This window comes from Candidatus Symbiopectobacterium sp. NZEC135 (genome assembly GCF_025962695.1).
The window spans coordinates 1-20,784 of record NZ_JAGFPF010000026.1 but is presented as its reverse complement, the minus strand read 5'-3'; the positions used below and the strand labels follow the sequence as shown (position 1 = coordinate 20,784).

Annotated in this window: 14 protein-coding genes and 1 pseudogene; 14 read left to right on the top strand and 1 reads right to left on the bottom strand. The window is 54.2% G+C overall.

Going from position 1 to position 20,784, the window contains the following annotated elements; all coding sequences use genetic code 11:
- Positions 1–546: 546 nt before the first annotated feature.
- The 14 genes from J5224_RS13905 (at position 547) to yrIlm (ending at position 20,512) form a co-directional block, all read left to right on the top strand.
- Entirely contained in the window at positions 547–2,139 is a 1,593-nt protein-coding gene (locus J5224_RS13905; protein WP_264625933.1) for an ABC-F family ATPase, read from the top strand.
- A gap of 839 nt (positions 2,140–2,978) precedes the next feature.
- The gene (hybO, locus tag J5224_RS13900) at positions 2,979–4,127 is read left to right on the top strand and encodes a hydrogenase 2 small subunit (RefSeq protein WP_264625932.1); all 1,149 of its coding nucleotides are present in this window, start codon (positions 2,979–2,981) and stop codon (positions 4,125–4,127) included.
- A 3-nt stretch (positions 4,128–4,130) separates the two neighbouring features.
- Positions 4,131–5,177: a hydrogenase 2 operon protein HybA gene (gene hybA / locus J5224_RS13895; RefSeq protein ID WP_264625931.1), complete on the top strand. Its 1,047-nt coding sequence runs from the start codon at positions 4,131–4,133 to the stop codon at positions 5,175–5,177.
- Positions 5,164–6,363, top strand: a complete 1,200-nt coding sequence (gene hybB / locus J5224_RS13890; protein ID WP_264625930.1) for a Ni/Fe-hydrogenase cytochrome b subunit — start codon at positions 5,164–5,166, stop codon at positions 6,361–6,363. The genes hybA and hybB overlap by 14 nt, the downstream gene beginning before the upstream one ends.
- Positions 6,341–8,047, top strand: coding sequence for a hydrogenase 2 large subunit (hybC, locus tag J5224_RS13885; protein ID WP_264625929.1), 1,707 nt, complete (start codon positions 6,341–6,343; stop codon positions 8,045–8,047). The genes hybB and hybC overlap by 23 nt, the downstream gene beginning before the upstream one ends.
- Before the next feature lie 70 nt (positions 8,048–8,117).
- On the top strand, positions 8,118–8,651 hold the full coding sequence (locus tag J5224_RS13880; protein ID WP_264625928.1) for a HyaD/HybD family hydrogenase maturation endopeptidase: 534 nt from the start codon (positions 8,118–8,120) through the stop codon (positions 8,649–8,651).
- 23 nt (positions 8,652–8,674) lie between these two features.
- The gene (hybE, locus tag J5224_RS13875; RefSeq protein WP_264625960.1) at positions 8,675–9,184 is read left to right on the top strand and encodes a hydrogenase-2 assembly chaperone; all 510 of its coding nucleotides are present in this window, start codon (positions 8,675–8,677) and stop codon (positions 9,182–9,184) included.
- A 1-nt stretch (position 9,185) separates the two neighbouring features.
- Positions 9,186–9,527 carry a hydrogenase maturation nickel metallochaperone HypA gene (gene hypA / locus J5224_RS13870; protein ID WP_264625927.1) on the top strand — a complete coding sequence of 114 codons (342 nt, stop codon included), beginning with the start codon at positions 9,186–9,188 and terminating at the stop codon, positions 9,525–9,527.
- A 31-nt stretch (positions 9,528–9,558) separates the two neighbouring features.
- Positions 9,559–10,680, top strand: a complete 1,122-nt coding sequence (hypB, locus tag J5224_RS13865; protein WP_264625926.1) for a hydrogenase nickel incorporation protein HypB — start codon at positions 9,559–9,561, stop codon at positions 10,678–10,680.
- Positions 10,671–10,958, top strand: a complete 288-nt coding sequence (gene hybG, locus J5224_RS13860; protein ID WP_252317407.1) for a hydrogenase maturation factor HybG — start codon at positions 10,671–10,673, stop codon at positions 10,956–10,958. The genes hypB and hybG overlap by 10 nt, the downstream gene beginning before the upstream one ends.
- Entirely contained in the window at positions 10,945–12,078 is a 1,134-nt protein-coding gene (gene hypD / locus J5224_RS13855; protein WP_264625925.1) for a hydrogenase formation protein HypD, read from the top strand. The genes hybG and hypD overlap by 14 nt, the downstream gene beginning before the upstream one ends.
- A complete protein-coding gene (hypE, locus tag J5224_RS13850; RefSeq protein ID WP_413544676.1) occupies positions 12,079–13,107 on the top strand; it encodes a hydrogenase expression/formation protein HypE in 1,029 nt (342 codons plus the stop codon). It abuts the gene before it with no gap.
- Between the two features lie 44 nt (positions 13,108–13,151).
- Positions 13,152–15,428, top strand: coding sequence for a carbamoyltransferase HypF (hypF, locus tag J5224_RS13845; protein ID WP_264625924.1), 2,277 nt, complete (start codon positions 13,152–13,154; stop codon positions 15,426–15,428).
- Positions 15,429–15,709: 281 nt separating this feature from the next.
- Complete coding sequence (yrIlm, locus tag J5224_RS13840) at positions 15,710–20,512, top strand: YrIlm family inverse autotransporter adhesin (protein ID WP_319802442.1); 4,803 nt, start codon at positions 15,710–15,712, stop codon at positions 20,510–20,512.
- A gap of 131 nt (positions 20,513–20,643) precedes the next feature.
- Here yrIlm and J5224_RS13835 read toward each other — a convergent pair.
- A pseudogene (locus J5224_RS13835) lies at positions 20,644–20,784 on the bottom strand (hemin ABC transporter substrate-binding protein); the annotation flags it as partial.

Here is a 20,784-nt window from a genome sequence, read left to right as displayed (position 1 = left end):
AGAAACGATTTGTTAACTTGAGTTGCCTAAGGCAGATTTTGTACTTCCCCAGTAAAAACAAAAGGTAGGTCTTAGAACATTATAGTAATTACCCCCGTCGCCACGCTAGGTGTTACGAATATTTTGTTTTTCTCAGCCATTTCTCATGACGGCAGTTGTGCTTACAGTAATAGGGGGTCAGAATGCCTTGGATCGTACATCACCCTGAGCTGATAATTTTCTGAAGGACTTAGCACATCATTCAGTGATGTATGGAACTGGTTTGTTAAAAATTGGTTTTATATCAACAATATAATTGTTTTTGTTGAGATCAACAGTGAACTGGAGAGGTGCGTTTTTCTGCTTACAGACCGTAATATTACGCTTTTGTGAGTGCTTGCGGGGACGTTCCTGATTATTCTTGCTGCGGTATGCTACTGCGATTTCTGTTCGTCTTCTCTGGCTATCACCTATCGACTGCCTGAAAACGCACACAACGATAGGCGATCCTGCCGCTCTCTTGTGCCATAATGTGCCCAAAATCACATTCTGATAAGAGTATATCCTTTGCTATTAAGTAACAACATTACGATGCAGTTTGGCAGCAAGCCGCTTTTTGAAAATATCTCCGTCAAGTTTGGCAACGGCAACCGCTACGGGTTGATTGGTGCTAACGGTTGCGGTAAATCCACGTTTATGAAGATCCTCGGTGGCGATCTGGTGCCGAGTGGCGGCAACGTGGCTCTCGATCCCAACGAGCGCTTGGGTAAGCTGCGTCAGGATCAGTTTGCGTTTGAGAATTTCAGCGTGCTGGATACCGTGATTATGGGGCACGCAGAACTCTGGACGGTAAAAGAAGAGCGCGATCGCATTTACGCGTTGCCAGAAATGAGCGAAGCAGACGGCTATAAAGTCGCCGATTTGGAAGTCAAATACGGAGAAATGGACGGTTATAGTGCAGAATCTCGCGCAGGGGAACTGCTGTTAGGCGTTGGAATCCCGCTGGAACAGCATTACGGTCTGATGAGTGAAGTCGCTCCTGGCTGGAAATTGCGCGTACTGTTGGCGCAGGCGTTGTTTTCCAATCCTGATATTTTGCTGCTCGATGAACCGACCAACAACCTGGATATCGATACGATTCGTTGGCTGGAAAATGTGCTGAATGAACGCAACAGCACCATGATCATCATTTCCCACGACCGCCACTTCCTGAATATGGTGTGCACCCACATGGCGGATCTGGATTATGGTGAACTGCGCGTTTATCCCGGAAACTACGACGAATACATGACGGCAGCCACACAGGCGCGCGAACGCCTGTTGTCAGACAATGCCAAGAAAAAAGCGCAAATTGCTGAACTGCAATCTTTCGTCAGTCGCTTTAGCGCCAACGCATCAAAATCACGTCAGGCAACGTCTCGTGCACGTCAAATCGAAAAAATTCAGCTTGATGAAGTGAAAGCCTCCAGCCGCCAGAACCCTTTTATCCGCTTCGATCAGGACAAGAAATTGTTCCGTAACGCGTTGGAAGTGGAAGCGCTGGCGAAAGGTTTTGATAACGGTCCGCTGTTCTCTGGTCTTAACCTGTTGATTGAAGTGGGTGAGAAGGTCGCCATCCTGGGGACCAACGGGATTGGTAAAACCACGCTGCTGAAAACTCTGGTGGGCGAGTTGGCGGCGGATAAAGGCACCGTCAAATGGTCTGAAAATGTCAACATTGCCTACTACGCCCAGGATCACGAATATGAATTTGATGGCGATCTGAGCGTGTTTGACTGGATGAGCCAGTGGAAGCAGGAAAAGGATGACGAGCAGGCAGTACGCAGCGTACTGGGTCGCTTGCTGTTTGGTCAGGACGATATCAAGAAGAAAGTGAAAGTGCTTTCTGGCGGCGAAAAAGGCCGTATGCTTTTTGGTAAGCTGATGATGCAGCGCCCCAATATTCTGGTGATGGACGAGCCAACCAACCACCTGGATATGGAATCCATTGAAGCGCTTAACATGGCGCTGGAGCTCTATCAGGGAACTCTGCTGTTTGTCTCTCATGACCGCGAGTTCGTCAGTTCACTGGCCACGCGCGTACTGGAAATTACGCCGAACAAAGTGGTCGATTTTACCGGCAGTTATGAAGAGTACCTGCGTAGTCAGGGTATTGAGTAATCCATAGCTTCTGTTACCCCGCTGTGTGCAACGACTGGTGCGCAGCGGGCGTTCCGTATAACGTCCTCGTTCGCTCCCCGTTGATAGCCCATAATTCACCGCTTCATAATACGTAGGATCTTGCAATCACTGCCTCTATCCCTGTTTGTCGAGGTGAGTGACGTTTTTCGTCCACTCCCTTAGAGTTATAGTTGCGGTTATTTATTATTTTCGCCAGTCAGCCGTAGGCTATTGGTGCCATTTTGTCTTTTCCCGTACATGAGCGATATATTTCGCGTTGTGATGTGATTCAAAAAATTTGCGCTAAAGATTTTTATTTAACTAAATTATTTAAAGATAATATTGGAAGATTCTATGTTGATCGTCTTAAATCAGAGAAATAAGATAAATTATAAAAAGATATGATTATTATATTTTATTGTTTTAAATCAATGAGTTGTATTTTCATTTTTTAAAGGTTAATCGATTAAGCAGCGGTTTTGTAGCTTGCAAAAAATAGTGAGAATTAGTTATTGAGATTATTTCTCATTTAAATTCGGTGTGAGTAAATAAAATAAAAGGATGATGCGTAAACAATCACACTTATAACAGAAATAAGCAGGCTAATGTTCCGCTGCTTGATGAAGATCAAGTCTGTTAAATGAATTTCCTCATTACCATACCCGTACACATGTTGTGTGTTATACCCCACACCGTTGAAGTTGCAGGTGCGTCGGCTATCTTGCTTACTCCGCCAGACTTATCCACATCAGTTTTCGGGAGTACGCGAGGCAGTCGTGTACCTGCTTTTCGAAATCCATTGGGTAAGCTCCGTTCTGGTTACAGGAGAATAATAAAAAATGACTGGGGAAAATGTAATGATTTCCCATCATGGCGTTAATCGCCGTGATTTTATGAAGTTATGTGCAGCACTTGCCGCATCGATGGGGCTAGCGGATTCCGCTGCCGCAGAGATTGCGCAATCCCTTGGCTCCGCGCAACGTCCGCCGGTGCTGTGGATTGGCGCTCAGGAGTGTACAGGTTGTACCGAATCCCTGCTGCGTGCGACTCACCCGACGATTGAAAACTTGCTCCTGAATACCATTTCGCTCGAGTACCACGAGGTACTTTCGGCCGCTTTTGGTGAGCAGGCAGAAGAGAACAAACACCGCGCTATTGAACAGTACAAAGGTAAATATGTGCTGGTGGTGGATGGCTCTATTCCGATTAAGGATGGCGGCATCTACTGCATGGTAGCTGGCAAACCCATCGTCGATCATATCCGTGAAGCAGCAGAACATGCGGCGGCGATTATTGCCATCGGCTCCTGCTCTGCCTGGGGGGGGGTTGCCGCAGCAGGCAGCAACCCAACCGGTGCGGTCAGTCTGGAAGCAGTACTACCGGGCAAAACCGTTATCAATATCCCCGGTTGCCCGCCGAACCCGCACAACTTTTTGGCAACAGTGGCGCATATCATCACCTATCAACGTGCGCCGGCATTGGATGCCAAAGGTCGCCCCACGTTTGCCTATGGTCGTCTGATCCATGAGCACTGCGAACGTCGTCCACACTTTGATGCGGGCCGCTTTGCCAAAGAATTTGGCGATGACGGGCATCGTCAAGGGTGGTGTCTCTACCATCTGGGATGTAAAGGGCCGGAAACCTACGGCAACTGCTCAATCATTGAATTCTGTGACGTCGGTGGCGGCATCTGGCCGGTAGGGATTGGACACCCCTGCTATGGCTGTAACGAAGAGGGTGTCGGCTTTAAGAAAGGGATCTTCCAGTTGGCGAACGTGGAGAATCCTACGCCGCGTGCGCAGAAACCGACGGTAGATCGTCCCGAAGGGGGAGAAGTCTCTGCCACGGCGGTGGGCCTGCTCGGCGCGGTTCTGGGCGTGGTCGGCGGCGTCAGCTTGATGGCAGTGAGGGAATTGGGGCGTCAACAGAAAAATGCTCAGCAAAAACAGGGGCAGCAAGACGCCGGTAACGATTCCCGGGAGGGCTAAGCCGTGAACAGACGCAATTTTTTCAAGCTAGCCTCTGCCAGCGCGGTCATGGCGGGAACGCCGTTTGCCGCTAAGGCAGCGGCGACCAATCGACCGCCGATCCCCGGTGCATTGGGCATGCTTTACGACTCTACGCTGTGCGTAGGTTGCCAAGCGTGTGTGACCGAGTGTCAGCAGGTTAATGAATTGGCCTATCGACCGGATAGCCAGATTTATGCCGGTGGTTCACCTACCTGGTCCAACAATGACAAGTTGAGCCCTTACACCAACAACATCATTCAAGTGTGGAGTACTGGCACGGGTCAAAACAAAGACCAGGTTGATAACGGTTATGCCTACATCAAGAAGCAGTGTATGCACTGTGTCGATCCGAACTGTGTCTCGGTTTGTCCGGTCAGCGCGCTGAAAAAAGATGCCAAAACCGGTGTTGTGCATTATGACGCCAGCGTTTGCACCGGTTGTCGTTACTGCATGGTGGCGTGCCCGTTCAACATCCCCAAATACGACTACGAAAACCCGTTCGGCAAACTGCACAAGTGCGAGCTGTGTAACCAGAAAGGGTTGGAGCGGTTGGATAAAGGCGGCATGCCTGGATGCGTGGAAGTGTGCCCAACCGGCGCGGTGATCTTTGGCACCCGTGAAGAATTGCTGGATGAAGCCAAACGCCGTATGGCAATGAAACCGGGCGATGAGTACCACTATCCGCGCCAGACACTGGGGGCTAAAGATACTTACCTGCACACCATTCCGACCTACGATCGCCATATTTACGGTGAAAAAGAGGCGGGCGGCACACAGGTACTGGTGATGGCAGGGGTTCCCTACCAAAACCTCGATCTGCCGCAACTGGATGAGCTGTCTACCGGCGCGCGATCTGAGCACGTTCAGCACACCTTGTATAAAGGCATGGTGTTGCCGCTGGCGGTGTTAGCCGGGCTTTCTGTGCTGGTACACCGTAATACCAAGGATGAACGCAAGGCGGACGACGAACACCACGCCGATCCGCATCATCCGAAGAAAGATCAGGAGAACGATCATGACGGCGCATAAAGCCAGCCCGCTGGGCGGGCGTCTGGTCAGTTGGCCGGTGATGCTGCTGGCACCGCTTGCGGTGATTTGCGGCGTATTGATTCTGCGGCGGCTTATCTTTGGTATCGGCGCGGTAGCAGCCCTGAACGGGGGCTATCCGTGGGGACTGTGGATCGCGTTTGACCTGCTGGTGGGCACCGGGTTTGCCTGCGGCGGTTGGGCGTTGGCTTGGGCGGTTTATGTGTTTAACCGTGGGGAATATCACCCACTGGTGCGTCCTGCGCTGTTGGCGAGCCTGTTCGGCTACTCGCTGGGTGGGCTGTCCATCACCATCGACGTCGGCCGTTACTGGAACCTGCCGTACTTCTACATTCCCGGCTTCTTCAACACCAACTCGGTGCTGTTTGAAACCGCCGTTTGTATGACTATCTACATCGGCGTAATGGCGTTGGAGTTTGCGCCCGTGGTGTTCGAACGGTTCGGATGGAAGAAAGCGCTGAAGCACCTCAACAAGGTGATGTTCTTTATCATCTCGCTCGGCGCATTGCTGCCCACCATGCACCAATCCTCCATGGGATCGCTGATGATTTCGGCGGGATACAAGGTGCATCCACTGTGGCAAAGCTATGAGTTGCTGCCGCTGCTGTCGTTGTTGACGGCCTTCATCATGGGCTTCTCCATCGTCACGTTTGAAGGATCGCTGGTGCAGGCCGGGCTGAAAGGTCGTGGTCCCAATGAACGCCCGTTGTTTACCAAGTTGAGCGCGATAACACAGGTATTGCTGGTGCTGTTCCTGGTGCTGCGCTTTGGCGAACTGTTGTGGCACAACAAAACCGGCTATCTGTTCAGCGGCGATCGCTTCTCCATCATGTTCTGGTGTGAAGCTGCGCTGATGGCGTTCCCGCTGGTGCTGTTCCGGTTGCCGGGAGCGCGTGACGATTCGCGCTGGCTGTTCGTCGGCGGTCTCAGCATGCTGTTCGGTGCGGCACTGTGGCGTTTGAGCTATTCACTGTTGGCGTTCAATCCTGGCGGTGGCTACCACTATTTCCCTGCGGCACAAGAAGTGCTGATCTCTATGGGATTTGTCGCCATTGAAGTGTGCGCATACATCTTGTTAATCCGGTTGTTGCCGGTTCTTCCCGCACTGGGAAGCGTTCATAAGAATTATCAGGCCGAGGTAAAGCATGAGCCAACGCATCACCATTGATCCTATTACCCGTATCGAAGGGCACCTGCGCATTGATTGCGAAATTGAGCAAGGGAAAGTCACTAAAGCCTGGTCTTCCGGGACCATGTGGCGGGGAATGGAAGAAATCGTTAAAGGTCAGGATCCGCGCGATGCGTGGATGATTGTGCAGCGTATCTGTGGGGTATGTACCACGGTGCACGCCATCGCATCAGTGCGCGCGGTGGAAAACGCGCTCGGGTTGAACGTACCGGTCAACGCACAGTACATCCGCAACCTGATTCTGGCAGCACACAGCATTCATGACCATATTGTCCACTTCTACCAACTGTCGGCGCTCGATTGGGTCGATGTGACGGCGGCGTTGAAAGCGGATCCGAACAAGGCGGAAGCCCTGTTGAAAGGCGCATCCACCTGGTCGCTGAACAGCGCGGCTGAATTCACCAAAGTGCAGCAGAAGATCAAAGATCTGGTGGCCAGTGGTCAACTGGGGATCTTCGCCAACGGCTATTGGGGACACCCCGCCATGGCGCTGCCGCCGGAAGTGAACCTGATTGCTGTCGCTCACTACCTGCAAGCGCTGGAATGCCAGCGTGATGCGAACCGCATCGTTGCTATTCTGGGCGGCAAAACGCCACACATCCAGAACTTGGCGGTCGGTGGTGTGGCAAACGCGATCAATCTCGATGCCCCTGCGGTGCTGACCATGGAACGCCTGATGTACGTGAAATCGTTCATCGATCGTCTGGGAGATTTTATCGAGCAGGTTTACAAAGTGGATTGCGCGGTTATCGCTGCGCACTACCCTGAGTGGCTGACGTTGGGCAAAGGGGCCGATCACTACCTGAGCGTGCCTGAATTACCGACCGACAATAAAGGCGGCAACTTCCTGTTGACCGGCGGTTATCTGGAAAACGGTGATTTCAGCAAATATCGTCCGATCACCAGCCACAACGATGCGTTTTTGATCGACGGCATCAAAGAAAGTGGTAAGCATGCTTGGTATAAAGATGATGAACCGCTAGCACCGTGGGAAGGGTTAACTCGCCCCAACTACACCGGCTGGCAGGATGATGGCAAATACACCTGGGTGAAAGCGCCAACGTTCTACGGCAAAACCGTCGAAGTCGGGCCGCTGGCTTGGTTACTGTGCGGTTTGGCGGCCAAACACAAAGACACGGAAGCCCATTTCGCGCAGGTTTCTGGTCTGTATAAAGCGCTGACCGGTAAAACGCTGGAAGAGAAGCATCTGCACTCGACGCTAGGCCGTGTGATTGGCCGCACCGTGCATTGCTGCGTGTTGAAAGATACTTTGGCGCAGCAGTGGCAGGCATTGGTGACCAACATTGGTAAAGGTGACCATCAGACCTTTATCAAGCCGGATTTCACCCCGGACAAAGAGTACCGTGGCGTCGGGTTTGGCGAAATGCCGCGCGGTATGCTGTCGCACTGGATTGTGTTCAAGAACGGCAAGATCACCAACTATCAGGCGGTGGTGCCTTCAACCTGGACCTCCGGACCGCGTAACTTTGAAGGGGTACCTGGGCCTTACGAGCAATCGTTGGTGGGTACGCCGGTGGCCGATCCGCACAAACCGCTGGAAGTGGTGCGTACCATTCACTCCTTTGACCCCTGCATGTCTTGTGCCGTGCACGTGGTTGACGCGGTGAACGGCAATGAAGTCACCCGAGTGAAAGTGCTGTAACGGTCACGCTGTTGTTCGTCATTCCCGCATTGGCGGGAATGACGAGAAGGATGTCGTAAAAGGGTTCATCATGAAAATATTGGTGTTAGGGATTGGCAATCTGCTGCTGAGTGATGAAGCAGTTGGCGTGCGCATTATTGAAGCGTTGGAACGGCAATACGCGTTCTCACCGGAAATTGATATCGTCGATGGCGGCACGGCGGGCATGGAGTTGCTTGAAACCATGGCCAAACGTGAGCACATGATCGTTGCCGATGCGGTGCTGACCGGCAGCGCGCCGGGCACCGTGACCGTGCTGCGTGACAATGAAGTGCCTGCGCTGTTTACCCGCAAAATTTCCCCGCACCAGTTAGGGTTGGCGGATGTGCTGATGGCACTACAACTGACGGACGAGTTTCCTCGTCGGTTAATGCTGGTTGGCGTAGAGCCACAGTCCTTGGAGTCAACGATTGGGCTTAGCGACTGTGTGCAGCGCGCTGTCGAACCTGCGCTGGCGCAGATTCTGGCGGCACTGAGCGCCAGCGGCATCACGGTTCGCAGAAAAACGCCACAGGAACAGGCGGCGTATCCCACCACCTGCTTGTCGGTGGAGCACTGCGTATGAGTGCGCGTGTCGACGATCCCTCAATGGTGACCGATAGCGGTGTGAGTGAGGATACGTTGGGTTTCGCGGATTCTCCCGCCGTCTGGCTGGAAGCGGCGTTTACCCGCGTCGCGCACAGTGATATGCAAACTTTACCGTTTTATCGTGCCGCCATTCCGGTAAAAACATGTGGTTTCACACTGTTTGAACAGCAGTGGGTCGGCTGTTTGTTAACGCCCTGGACCCTAAGTTTGCTGGTGTTGCCGGGGCCGGATCAGGTGTGGTCACGACGCACGACCGGTGAGCGTTTGGCGCTGCAATTGCCGTGCGGCAACGTCACGTTCATGGTGAGCGAAATCGCCGACGCGAGCGGCCAAAATCACCAGTATCTTTCCTGTTCACTGATGTCGCCCATCGATCCCCTGATGTCGGCTCAGCAGGCGTTAACGCTGGCAGAACAGAGCGCGCGCATGGCGCTGTCGCTCCCGGTGGTAGATGCCAATGCGCCGCGTAATCTCAGCCGTCGTGCACTGTTCCTGCGAGGGAATGCGTAGCATGCATGAGATATCCCTATGCTATAGCACGCTAGAGTTGATTGAGCAGCAGGCGCGTCAACACGGTGCGCATAAAGTCACTGGCGTATGGCTGGAAATCGGGGCGCTGTCCTGCATCGAAGAGAGCGCATTGCGCTTTTGCTTTGAATCCGTTTGCCGACAAACGCTGGCGGAGGGATGCGAGTTACACGTTGCCGTACGCGCTGCCCAGGCCTGGTGCTGGGAGTGCAGCGCGGTGGTTGACATTTCGCGCCACGGTGCGGGTTGCCCGCAGTGTGGCAGCTATAACCTGCGAATTGATGAAGGCGATAGCCTGCAATTGAAACAGTTAGCAGTAGAGTAACGCGGTTCAACACCGTAAGGAGTCAGTTCCTATGTGTACCACATGTGGCTGCGGCGAAGGGGAACGCAGAATTGAAGGTGATGAGCATGACCATCATGCTCATGAACATACCCACGGCCATCATCATGGGCATCACCACGGGCACGATCACCACGATCATGCGCATACGCACCAACACGCGCATGCCCATCATCATCCGCATCATCACGCTGATGACGCCATGCCGGAAGAGGCTGGCTCGCCGCGCTATGTTGTGATTCATCACCACCATTACCATCATAACGGTGATGTTCACCACCACTATCACGGCGAAAGCAAAGTGGTGTCAAAGCGCGGCGTAGAACAGGGACACGCGCATGCACACCATCATGATCATGATGACCACCATCACGATCACCACCATGATTCGCATCAACAGGCCGTTTTTCAGCCGCAAGTGAACGGTTCAGATCTGCACTACGGGCAGGGGGAAGCAGGAACGCACGCACCGGGCATGGCACAACAGCGTCTGTTGCAGATTGAAATGGATGTGCTGAGCAAAAACAATGCGCTGGCTGAACATAACCGCGAACATTTTTCTGCACAACATATTCTGGCGCTCAACCTGGTTTCCAGCCCCGGTTCCGGTAAAACTACCTTGTTGACACAAACGCTTGATCGTATCAGCAGCCATGTTCCTTGCGCCGTCATCGAAGGTGATCAACAGACCACCAACGATGCTGAACGTATTCGTGCCACCGGGGTGAGCGCCATTCAGGTGAACACCGGGAAGGGCTGCCATCTGGATGCGCAAATGGTGCATGATGCCGCGCATCGTCTGCAATTGGCGGATAACAGCATTCTGTTTATCGAAAACGTCGGCAATCTGGTGTGCCCGGCGGGGTTTGACCTTGGTGAACGCCATAAAGTGGCGGTGCTCTCGGTGACAGAAGGTGAAGATAAACCGCTGAAATATCCGCATATGTTTTCTGCTGCCGCCTTAATGATTATAAACAAGATCGATCTGCTGCCGTATCTGGATTTCGATCTGGACGCCTGCATCGCGTATGCGCGCCGTGTGAACCCGGATATTCAAGTGATTGCCCTCTCAGCCCGCAGCGGCGAGGGGATGGATGAATGGTTCGCCTGGCTGGAGGCACAACAATGTGCTTAGGCATTCCGGGTAAAGTGGTGTCGGTCGGTGAAGATATTCACCAACCGGCGCTGGTGGATGTGTGCGGTGTGCAGCGTGCGGTGAATATCGCACTGGTGTGCGAAGGTGAACCGGCAGAATTGATCGGCCAGTGGGTATTGGTGCACGTTGGGTTTGCCATGAGCCTGCTCGATGAGCAGGAAGCCCAGGACACGCTGGACGCACTGCAATCCATGCAGGCAGTTGGACTGGAGCTGGACGAAATGCGCCAGCACGGGGACGGTTATGCAGTACGTTGATGAGTTTCGCGATCCTGAATTAGCCAAAACGCTGCTGCGGGAAATTGAAAAGCAGGTGGCGGCGATGCCGCACTGGCGTGAACAGCCGTTGCAACTGATGGAAGTGTGCGGCGGGCACACTCACGCCATCTTCAAGTTTGGGTTAGATCGGCTATTGCCGCCGGAGATCGAATTTGTGCATGGTCCCGGTTGCCCGGTGTGTGTGCTGCCGATGGGGCGCATTGATGCCTGCATCGAAATCGCCTCGCACCCGGAAGTGATCTTCTGTACCTTCGGCGATGCGATGCGTGTACCGGGACGCAACGGCTCCTTGCTGGATGCACGCCGTCACGGTGCGGATGTGCGCATTGTTTACTCGCCGTTGGATGCGCTGGCGCTGGCGGAGAAATACCCTGAGCGTCAGGTGGTGTTTTTCGGGCTGGGGTTTGAAACCACCATGCCCAGCACGGCGCTGACACTACAGCAGGCCAAACGGCGCGGCATTCATAATTTCTCGCTTTTCTGCCAGCACATCACCATTATCCCCACCTTGCGCAGCTTGCTGGAGCAGCCGGATATCCGCATCGACGGTTTTCTGGCACCGGGTCACGTTAGCATGGTGATCGGTGCCTCGCCGTATCAACCGTTGTGCGATGCGTTTCATAAGCCGTTTGTGATTACCGGGTTTGAACCGCTGGATATACTGCAAGCGTTGCTGATGCTGGTGACGCAACTGCGTGAAGCGCGCTGCCAGGTAGAAAATCAGTACCGTCGCATTGTGCCGGACAGCGGTAATGGACTGGCGCAAAAAGCGATGGACGAGGTGTTTGAAATCAAGGCCAGCAGTGAATGGCGCGGACTGGGTGAGATAGCCGATTCCGGCATGCAATTGCGCGCGGCCTATCATGACTATGATGCCGAACGTCGCTTTCAACCCCGTCAGCAACGAGTGGCCGATGAACCGCTGTCACGCTGTGGTGATGTATTGACTGGTCGCTGCAAACCTGCGGATTGTCCGCTGTTTGCCTCGCGCTGCTCGCCAGAGAACGCCATTGGTGCACTGATGGTATCGTCGGAAGGGGCCTGTGCCGCCTATTATCAATATCGCCGGGAAGAAAGTCCCGTCGGGAGTGACGTTTAAGTGAATATTAGCAAACCGCCCAAAGAGATAACGCTGGCGCACGGCAGCGGCGGTCAGGCCATGCAGCAACTGATTGCTTCATTGTTTTTAACCGCATTTGATAACCCGCTGCTCGGACAACGGGAAGATCAAGCGCGTATGCCGCTGGCCCCATTAACGCAGCAGGGCGATCGTCTGGCGTTTACGACCGACAGTTATGTCATCGATCCGATTTTCTTCCCCGGAGGCGATATTGGCAAGCTGGCCGTATGCGGCACGGTTAACGATCTGGCGGTCAGCGGTGCACAACCGCTTTATCTTTCTTGCGGCTTTATCATTGAAGAAGGGTTTTCCGGCGAGGACCTGACCCGTATCGTAACGTCCATGGCGCACACCGCGCAGCAGGCGGGCGTGCAGATTGTGACCGGGGATACCAAGGTGGTGCCGCGCGGTGCCGCCGACAAACTGTTTATCAACACGGCAGGAATTGGCGTTATTCCAGCCGAGATCAATTGGGGCGCAGCGCAGATCCGTGCCGGTGATAAAATCATCGTTACCGGGACCCTGGGCGATCACGGTGCGACCATCCTTAATCTGCGCGAAAAATTGGGCCTGGAAGCGGAACTCAGCAGCGACTGCGCTGCGCTGACGCCGATGATTGCGCCTTTGCGTGCGATCGACGGGGTGCGTGCGCTGCGTGATGCTACCCGCGGTGGTGTGACGGCCATCCTGCATGAATACGCGCAAGCCAGCGGCTGCGGTATGGTGATTGACGAGGCGGCACTGCCTCTGAAATCGGCGGTGCGGGGTATCTGCGAAATTCTCGGGTTGGAAGCGCTGAACTTTGCCAATGAAGGCAAACTGGTGCTGGCAGTGGCTCCGCAGGCGGAGCAGGCGGTGCTTGACGCACTGCATGCGCATCCGTTGGGCAAAGAGGCTGTTACCATTGGTGAAGCGACGGTATCGACGCAGGTGCGTCTGCGCGGCATATTCGGCACGTCACGACTGTTAGATTTGCCGCATAACGAACCTATGCCGCGTATCTGCTAGCGCAACAACGGCGGCCCTTATTCCTCTGGAGTGTAGCGCCTACTATGAGCAACGGCATTCGCATCCGCGTTAAAGGCAAAGTGCAGGGGGTGGGGTTTCGCCCTTACGTGTGGCAACTGGCGCATCGGCATCAACTGTGCGGCAATGTCAGCAACGACAGCGCAGGGGTGCTGATTCATCTGGTGATGTCTCCACGGGTTGCCGTGTTCCTTGACGGCCTTGCCCGCGAATGCCCACCGCTGGCCCATATCGACAGTATCGAATCACACCCGTATGAATGGGAGCAGGAACCTACCGACTTTAGCATCGCCCACAGCGGTGCGGGAGCGATGGATACGCAGGTAGTGCCTGATGCGGCAACCTGTCCTGCCTGTCAGCAAGAGCTGATGACACCCGGCAATCGGCGTTATCACTATCCCTTTATCAACTGTACTCACTGCGGGCCGCGTTTTACCATTATTCGCCATATGCCTTACGACAGGCCCAATACGGCGATGGCGACGTTTTCTCTGTGTTCGCCGTGCGCCAGTGAATACCAAAACCCTGCCGATCGACGCTTTCATGCCCAACCGACGGCCTGCCCGGATTGTGGGCCACACCTGTGGTTGTGCGATGCTACCGGCAACGAACTGGCTCGGGGGGATACGGCGCTGGAGTGGGCTGCGAGGGCGCTGCAAGCGGGGCAGATCGTTGCCGTCAAAGGGCTGGGTGGTTTTCATCTGGCGTGCGATGCCACACAACAACATGCGGTAGAGCAATTGCGCCAACGCAAGCGTCGTCCCGGAAAACCGTTGGCGGTGATGTTGCCTGATGAACGCTGGCTATCGCGTTGTGCACAACTCACGGATGAAGCGCCTGCACTCAACCTGATGAAGAGTGCGGCTGCACCCATTGTGTTGTTGCCGTTGAAACCTGATGGTGCGCTGTGTGATGCCATTGCGCCTGGATTGTGTGAAGTCGGGCTGATGTTGCCCGCCAACCCGCTCCAGCATCTCCTGCTGGCACGGGTGGATCGCCCACTGGTGATGACCTCTGGTAATGCCAGCGGAAAACCGCCTGCACTGACCAATGCGCAAGCGTTAAACGATCTCAATGGGTTGGCCGATCTCTGGCTATTGCATAACCGTGATATCGTGCAACGTGCCGACGACTCGCTGGTGCGTCTTGTTGGCAGCGATGCTGAAATGCTGCGTCGTGCTCGCGGGTATGTACCTGATGCGTTTACACTGCCGCCCGGTTTCGAGCACCAACCCGCACTGTTGGCGATGGGCGCCGATCTCAAGAACACCTTCTGTTTACTACGCGATGGGTATGCCATTGTCAGCCAGCATCTGGGCGATCTCACCGACAGTGATGTTGAGCAACAGTATCAAAACGCGATAGCACTCTTTGAGGACATTTATCGCTTCACACCCACGGCGATTGCCGTGGATGCGCATCCTGGCTATATCAGCCACCGCCTCGGGCATCAGCGCGCCGAGCATGCCAGTATTGCCTGCCATGACGTGTTACATCACCATGCCCATATTGCCGCCTGTCTGGCGGAGCACGGTTGGCCGCGCAATGCCGGACCGGTTGTTGGCTTGACGCTGGATGGCATTGGTTATGGCGAAAAGGGCCAATGGTGGGGCGGTGAATGTTTGCTGGCCGATTACCGTTCCTGCTCTCATCGGGGCGGACTGCCTGCGGTCGCATTGCCGGGTGCGGATCTGGCGGCCCGCCAGCCGTGGCGTAACTTGCTAGCGCAGTGGCTGCGTTTTGTGCCTGACTGGCGAGAACAACCGCAGGCGGAGCAGTTTCCTCAGCATGCGCTGCCTTTGTTGATCAAAGCGATTGAGCGCGGCGTGCAATCCCCGCACAGTTCATCGGCCGGACGACTGTTCGATGCGGTTGCGGCGGCAACGGGATTTGGCGTGCGTGAACAAAGCTGGGAAGGTGAAGCCGCCTGCCAGTTGGAAGCGTTGGCATGGCAAAGTGATGTCCCGTTTCATCCGGTATCGATGCCGCTTGTCGGCAATCTGTTAGATCTGGAGACATTCTGGCACCAATGGCTGGCTTATCAGGCATCACCCGCGCGACGCGCGCACGCCTTTCACGTGGCGTTGGCGCAGGGATTGGCTGCGTTGGCTCGTCAGGTTGCGCGTGAAGGGAATACTCACACTATCGTGCTTTCTGGCGGCGTTCTGCATAACCGACTGCTTAGCACATTGCTGCATCGGGAACTGGCTGATTTTACCGTGTTGCAACCAAAGCGTTTGCCTGCGGGGGATGGTGGTCTTTCGTTGGGGCAGGCGTTGATTGCTGCGGTGCATCGACAGTAGCGATTTTATCTTTATTAGCGGATATAAAAATACGTTATAAATAGAATAATGGAGAAGGTTTTTTTAAAAGATAAAAATATAAATGTATTTAAATTGCTTTAAAAAAACGCTCAATGTAATAATTTTAATATATTGAAAAATATTGTAAATTTATTTACTTGGCTTATGAAATCAAATTCCTAAAATTTTTTATTTCAGTTGTTGTTTCTTGTGTTGTGAAATTCAAATGGCTAAATTTAGTTACTATTTAATTGATTTTTATATTATTCTGGGTCTGTTGTATGTCATTTGGTTATTTTTTCTCTAAAAAAGAAAACTCTGTGTATTCTCTCTCGCGCAAAGCCACTGTAGTGGTTTGGGCCAATGTCTTATTTCAGGTGCTATTTCCCCTGACGCTCTCTTTTTCTCCGGCAATAGCGGCTGTTATCGCAGAGACTACACGCTTACCTCCTGCAACGGAACCTTATATTTTAGGTCCAAAAGAGAATGTAAATTCTATTGCAAAAAAACACGGGATTTCTGTTGAAGAATTAAAAAAAATCAATCAATACAGAACATTTTCCAAACCGTTCTCCGCCCTGACAACCGGCGATGAAATTGAGGTGCCACGTAAGCGCTCCCCCTTTTCAGTCGATAATCAACCGCCTGTGCAGACAGAAAACCGACTTGAAAACCATACAATGGCCGGTGCAACGCTGCTGACCAGCAAAAATACTGCCAAATCGGCTGAGCAGATGGCACGCTCGGCGGCCAACAATCAAGTCAACACCTCAGCCCAGCAGTGGCTGAATCAGTATGGTACTGCCCGAGTACAATTGAACATCAATGATGATTTCAAGCTTGATGGCAGCGCAGTCGATGTTCTGGTGCCTTTGCGGGATAACAGCAAAAATCTGATATTTACTCAACTTGGTGCGCGCAATAAGGACAGCCGCAATACGCTGAATGCCGGTGTCGGTTACCGAACCTTCCAGGATAATTGGATGTACGGTGTTAATACTTTTTTTGACAATGATCTTACAGGTAATAACCGTCGGGTCGGTGTGGGTGCCGAGGCCTGGGCTGACTATGTGAAATTATCGGCAAATAGCTATTTTGGTCTGACAGATTGGCATCAATCACGTGATTTTATTGATTATTACGAACGTCCCGCGAACGGCTATGATGTTCGTGCCGAAGCGTATTTACCTGCCTATCCACAACTGGGCGGTAAGCTTATGTATGAGCAATATCGTGGTAATGATGTCGCTTTGTTCGGTAAAAATAATCGTCAGAAAGATCCCTATGCCATTACGGCGGGTGTTAATTACACCCCGATTCCGTTATTCACCGCAGGTGCAGAACACCGTGCAGGGAAGGGCGGAAAATCTGACAGTAACCTGAATTTTCAATTGAATTACCGCTTGGGTGAATCCTGGCAGTCGCATATTAATCCTTCTGCGGTAGCATCGAGCCGTACATTGGCCGGTAGTCGCTATGATCTGGTCGAGCGAAATAACAATATCGTGCTGGAGTACCAAAAGCAGGATCTGATCCGCCTAACCCTTCCCGATCAGATTAGCGGAGAGGCTGGCACAAGGGTCTCGGTGAATGCACTGGTTGATAGCCGGCATGCCCTTGAGCGAATCGATTGGGATAGTGGTGCACTACTCGCTGCTGGCGGTGGCATTACGCAGGTGTCACCACAATGGGTGACGATAACGTTGCCCCCCTATCAGTATGCACGCAATATTAACAGCAATACGCATACCCTAAGTGCCGTGGCCTACGATAGCCAAGGAAATGCTTCTTCACGCTCAACGCTACGGATTACTGTTGAACTCAGTACGGCCAGTGTTTCTGAGACCAATCTGACGGTGACAGCAAACGATGCAGTGGCTAACGGTACGACGACCAATGCGGTGCAGGCGGTGGTGACGGATGCGAGCGGTAACAAAGTCGCGGGTCAGACGGTGAGCTTCTCGGCGAATAACGGAGCCACGGTGACCACGGTGATCGGCACCACGGGTGCGGACGGAATCGCCACGGCGACGCTGACCAGTACTACAGCTGGAAGCAGTACGGTGACCGCGACGGTGAACGGCAAGAGTCAGACGGTCAGTGTCAGCTTTGTGGCGGATGGCACGACGGCAGAAATCACGGCGGCTAACCTGACGGTGACGGCAGACGATGCCGCGGCCAACGGTACCGAGACTAATGCCGTGCAGGCGGTGGTGACGGATGCGAGCGGTAACAAGGTCGCGGGTCAGATGGTGAGCTTCTCGGCGAATAACGGAGCCACGGTGACCACGGTGATCGGCACCACGGGTGCGGACGGAATCGCCACGGCGACGCTGACCAGCACCACGGCGGGCGTTAGCGTGGTGACCGCGACGGTAAACGGCAAGAGCCAGACCGTGGCAACCACCTTTGTGGCAGACGGCATGACGGCAGAAATCACCGCAGCCAACCTCACGGTGACAGCAAACGATGCAGTGGCTAACGGTACGACGACCAATGCGGTGCAGGCGGTGGTGACGGATGCGAGCGGTAACAAAGTCGCGGGTCAGACGGTGAGCTTCTCGGCGAATAACGGAGCCACGGTGACCACGGTGATCGGCACCACGGGTGCGGACGGAATCGCCACGGCGACGCTGACCAGCACCACGGCGGGCACCAGCGTGGTGACCGCGACGGTGAACGGCAAGAGCCAGACGGTCAGTGTCAGCTTTGTGGCGGATGGCACGACGGCAGAAATCACGGCGGCTAACCTGACGGTGACGGCAGACGATGCCGCGGCCAACGGTACCGAGACTAATGCCGTGCAGGCGGTGGTGACGGATGCCAGCGGTAACAAGGTCGCGGGTCAGACGGTGAACTTCTCGGCGAATAACGGTGCTACTGTCACCACTGTGATCGGCACCACGGGTGCGGACGGAATCGCCACGGCGACGCTGACCAGTACTACAGCTGGAAGCAGTACGGTGACCGCGACGGTGAACGGCAAGAGTCAGACGGTCAGTGTCAGCTTTGTGGCGGATGGCACGACGGCAGAAATCACGGCGGCTAACCTGACGGTGACGGCAGACGATGCCGCGGCCAACGGTACCGAGACTAATGCGGTGCAGGCGGTGGTGACGGATGCCAGCGGTAACAAGGTTGCGGGTCAGACGGTGAGCTTCTCGGCGAATAACGGAGCCACGGTCACCACGGTGATCGGCACCACGGGTGCGGACGGAATCGCCACGGCGACGCTGACCAGCACTACAGCTGGAAGCAGTACGGTGACCGCGACGGTAAACGGCAAGAGCCAGACGGTCAGTGTCAGCTTTGTGGCGGATGGCACGACGGCAGAAATCACGGCGGCTAACCTGACGGTGACGGCAGACGATGCCGCGGCCAACGGTACCGAGACTAATGCCGTGCAGGCGGTGGTGACGGATGCCAGCGGTAACAAGGTTGCGGGTCAGACGGTGAGCTTCTCGGCGAATAACGGTGCTACTGTCACCACGGTGATCGGCACCACGGGTGCGGACGGAATCGCCACGGCGACGCTGACCAGTACTACAGCTGGAAGCAGTACGGTGACGGCGACGGTGAACAGCAAGAGCCAGACGGTCAGTGTCAGCTTTGTGGCGGATGGCACGACGGCAGAAATCACGGCGGCTAACCTGACGGTGACGGCAGACGATGCCGCGGCCAACGGTACCGAGACTAATGCCGTGCAGGCGGTGGTGACGGATGCCAGCGGTAACAAGGTCGCGGGTCAGACGGTGAACTTCTCGGCGAATAACGGTGCTACTGTCACCACCGTGATCGGCACCACGGGTGCGGACGGCATCGCCACTGCGACGCTGACCAGTACTACAGCTGGAAGCAGTACGGTGACCGCGACGGTGAACGGCAAGAGCCAGACGGTCAGTGTCAGCTTTGTGGCCGACGGCACAACGGCAGAAATCACGGCGGCTAACCTGACGGTGACGGCAGACGATGCCGCGGCCAACGGTACTGAGAATAATGCCGTGCAGGCGGTGGTGACGGATGCGAGCGGTAACAAGGTCGCGGGTCAGACGGTGAGCTTCTCGGCGAATAACGGAGCCACGGTGAACACGGTGATCGGCACCACGGGTGCGGACGGAATCGCCACGGCGACGCTGACCAGTACTACAGCTGGAAGCAGTACGGTGACGGCGACGGTGAACAGCAAGAGCCAGACGGTCAATGTCAGCTTTGTGGCGGATGAGGGCACGGCAACGATAGCTGATGCGGACTTCACAGCAACTAGCGGTGCGCTTGCCAACGGCACTGACAGTAATACATTGAGTGTTGTGGTGAAAAACGGGCTGGGAGACGTGGTTCCTGACATTCCGGTGACCTTTGCGGTAACGAGCGGTAATGCGACATTAACCACATCCACTGTCCAGACGGATGCGCAGGGCGTAGCGCAAACCACGCTGACCAGTCGGGTTGCCGGAGATAATCAGGTAACGGCAACAGTGGGCACGCACACGACGAAAGCCAAGGTTTCGCGTTTTGAGGTTATTCGTTTAACCGATATCACCGCCAATGGTCATCAGTTTGGACTCGACGCTCAGTTTCCTTCCACAGGGTTTACTGCCGCAACGTTTACATTAAATACAAACACAAATCCCACGGATTATACGTGGAGCTCGAATCAGCCAGGTGCAGCAACCGTTAATAATGCAGGCCAAGTGACACTCAACAATACCCCCTCTGGCCCTGTGACAATCACTGCAACATCGAAGCATGGTTTAGACCCGCTGGTCTATACATTTACTGTTAAGCAGTGGTTTACAAATAATGGAGGTAATGCATCTACATGGGCAAGTGCAAAACAGTGGTGCACAGATCAGGGATTGTCACAGCCAGCAGGAACTCTGCTCTCTCAAGGGAGCGGCATTCGTGCGTACGGAAGTTTATGGGGAGAATGGGGAGATGCGAGTGTTTATTCAGGATCTGGGTTCCTCGGTAACTTCAATAGTTACTATTGGAGTTCCATAAATACGTCGCTCCTTCATATGCCTTCGGGTGACGTGCGTATCAGCGGCACCATTAATTGGATGGTGTGTAATAAAGCGCTTTAATGATTTCTTACTTTTTAAGTAGCCAACATTAGTAAAAATTCAGGTTTGTCCTCTTAAGAGGGCAAGCCTGATAGTCATAAATTAATCAAGGTTAAGCCATCAGTGAGTACACGTGGATGTAAGAGATGCGATTAAGGCCCCGGATAAAACCCAGCACTCAGCGTCTGCACTGCTTGTGCCACCCGGGGTCCCATACCTAGCACCAGCGCCTGATCGATGGCAACAATACGTTGCTGCCGCCAGGCGCGAGTGTGGGTGATGCCGGGCACCGC

Excerpts from the sequence above, each read along its gene's own strand:
- hybO (WP_264625932.1), top strand. The coding sequence starts at position 2,979 with ATGACTGGGGAAAATGTAATGATTTCCCATCATGGCGTTAATCGCCGT.
- hybB (WP_264625930.1), top strand. The coding sequence starts at position 5,164 with ATGACGGCGCATAAAGCCAGCCCGCTGGGCGGGCGTCTGGTCAGTTGG.
- hybC (WP_264625929.1), top strand. The coding sequence starts at position 6,341 with ATGAGCCAACGCATCACCATTGATCCTATTACCCGTATCGAAGGGCAC.
- J5224_RS13880 (WP_264625928.1), top strand. The coding sequence starts at position 8,118 with ATGAAAATATTGGTGTTAGGGATTGGCAATCTGCTGCTGAGTGATGAA.
- hybE (WP_264625960.1), top strand. The coding sequence starts at position 8,675 with ATGGTGACCGATAGCGGTGTGAGTGAGGATACGTTGGGTTTCGCGGAT.
- hypA (WP_264625927.1), top strand. The coding sequence starts at position 9,186 with ATGCATGAGATATCCCTATGCTATAGCACGCTAGAGTTGATTGAGCAG.
- hypB (WP_264625926.1), top strand. The coding sequence starts at position 9,559 with ATGTGTACCACATGTGGCTGCGGCGAAGGGGAACGCAGAATTGAAGGT.
- hybG (WP_252317407.1), top strand. The coding sequence starts at position 10,671 with ATGTGCTTAGGCATTCCGGGTAAAGTGGTGTCGGTCGGTGAAGATATT.
- hypD (WP_264625925.1), top strand. The coding sequence starts at position 10,945 with ATGCAGTACGTTGATGAGTTTCGCGATCCTGAATTAGCCAAAACGCTG.
- hypF (WP_264625924.1), top strand. The coding sequence starts at position 13,152 with ATGAGCAACGGCATTCGCATCCGCGTTAAAGGCAAAGTGCAGGGGGTG.
- yrIlm (WP_319802442.1), top strand. The coding sequence starts at position 15,710 with ATGTCATTTGGTTATTTTTTCTCTAAAAAAGAAAACTCTGTGTATTCT.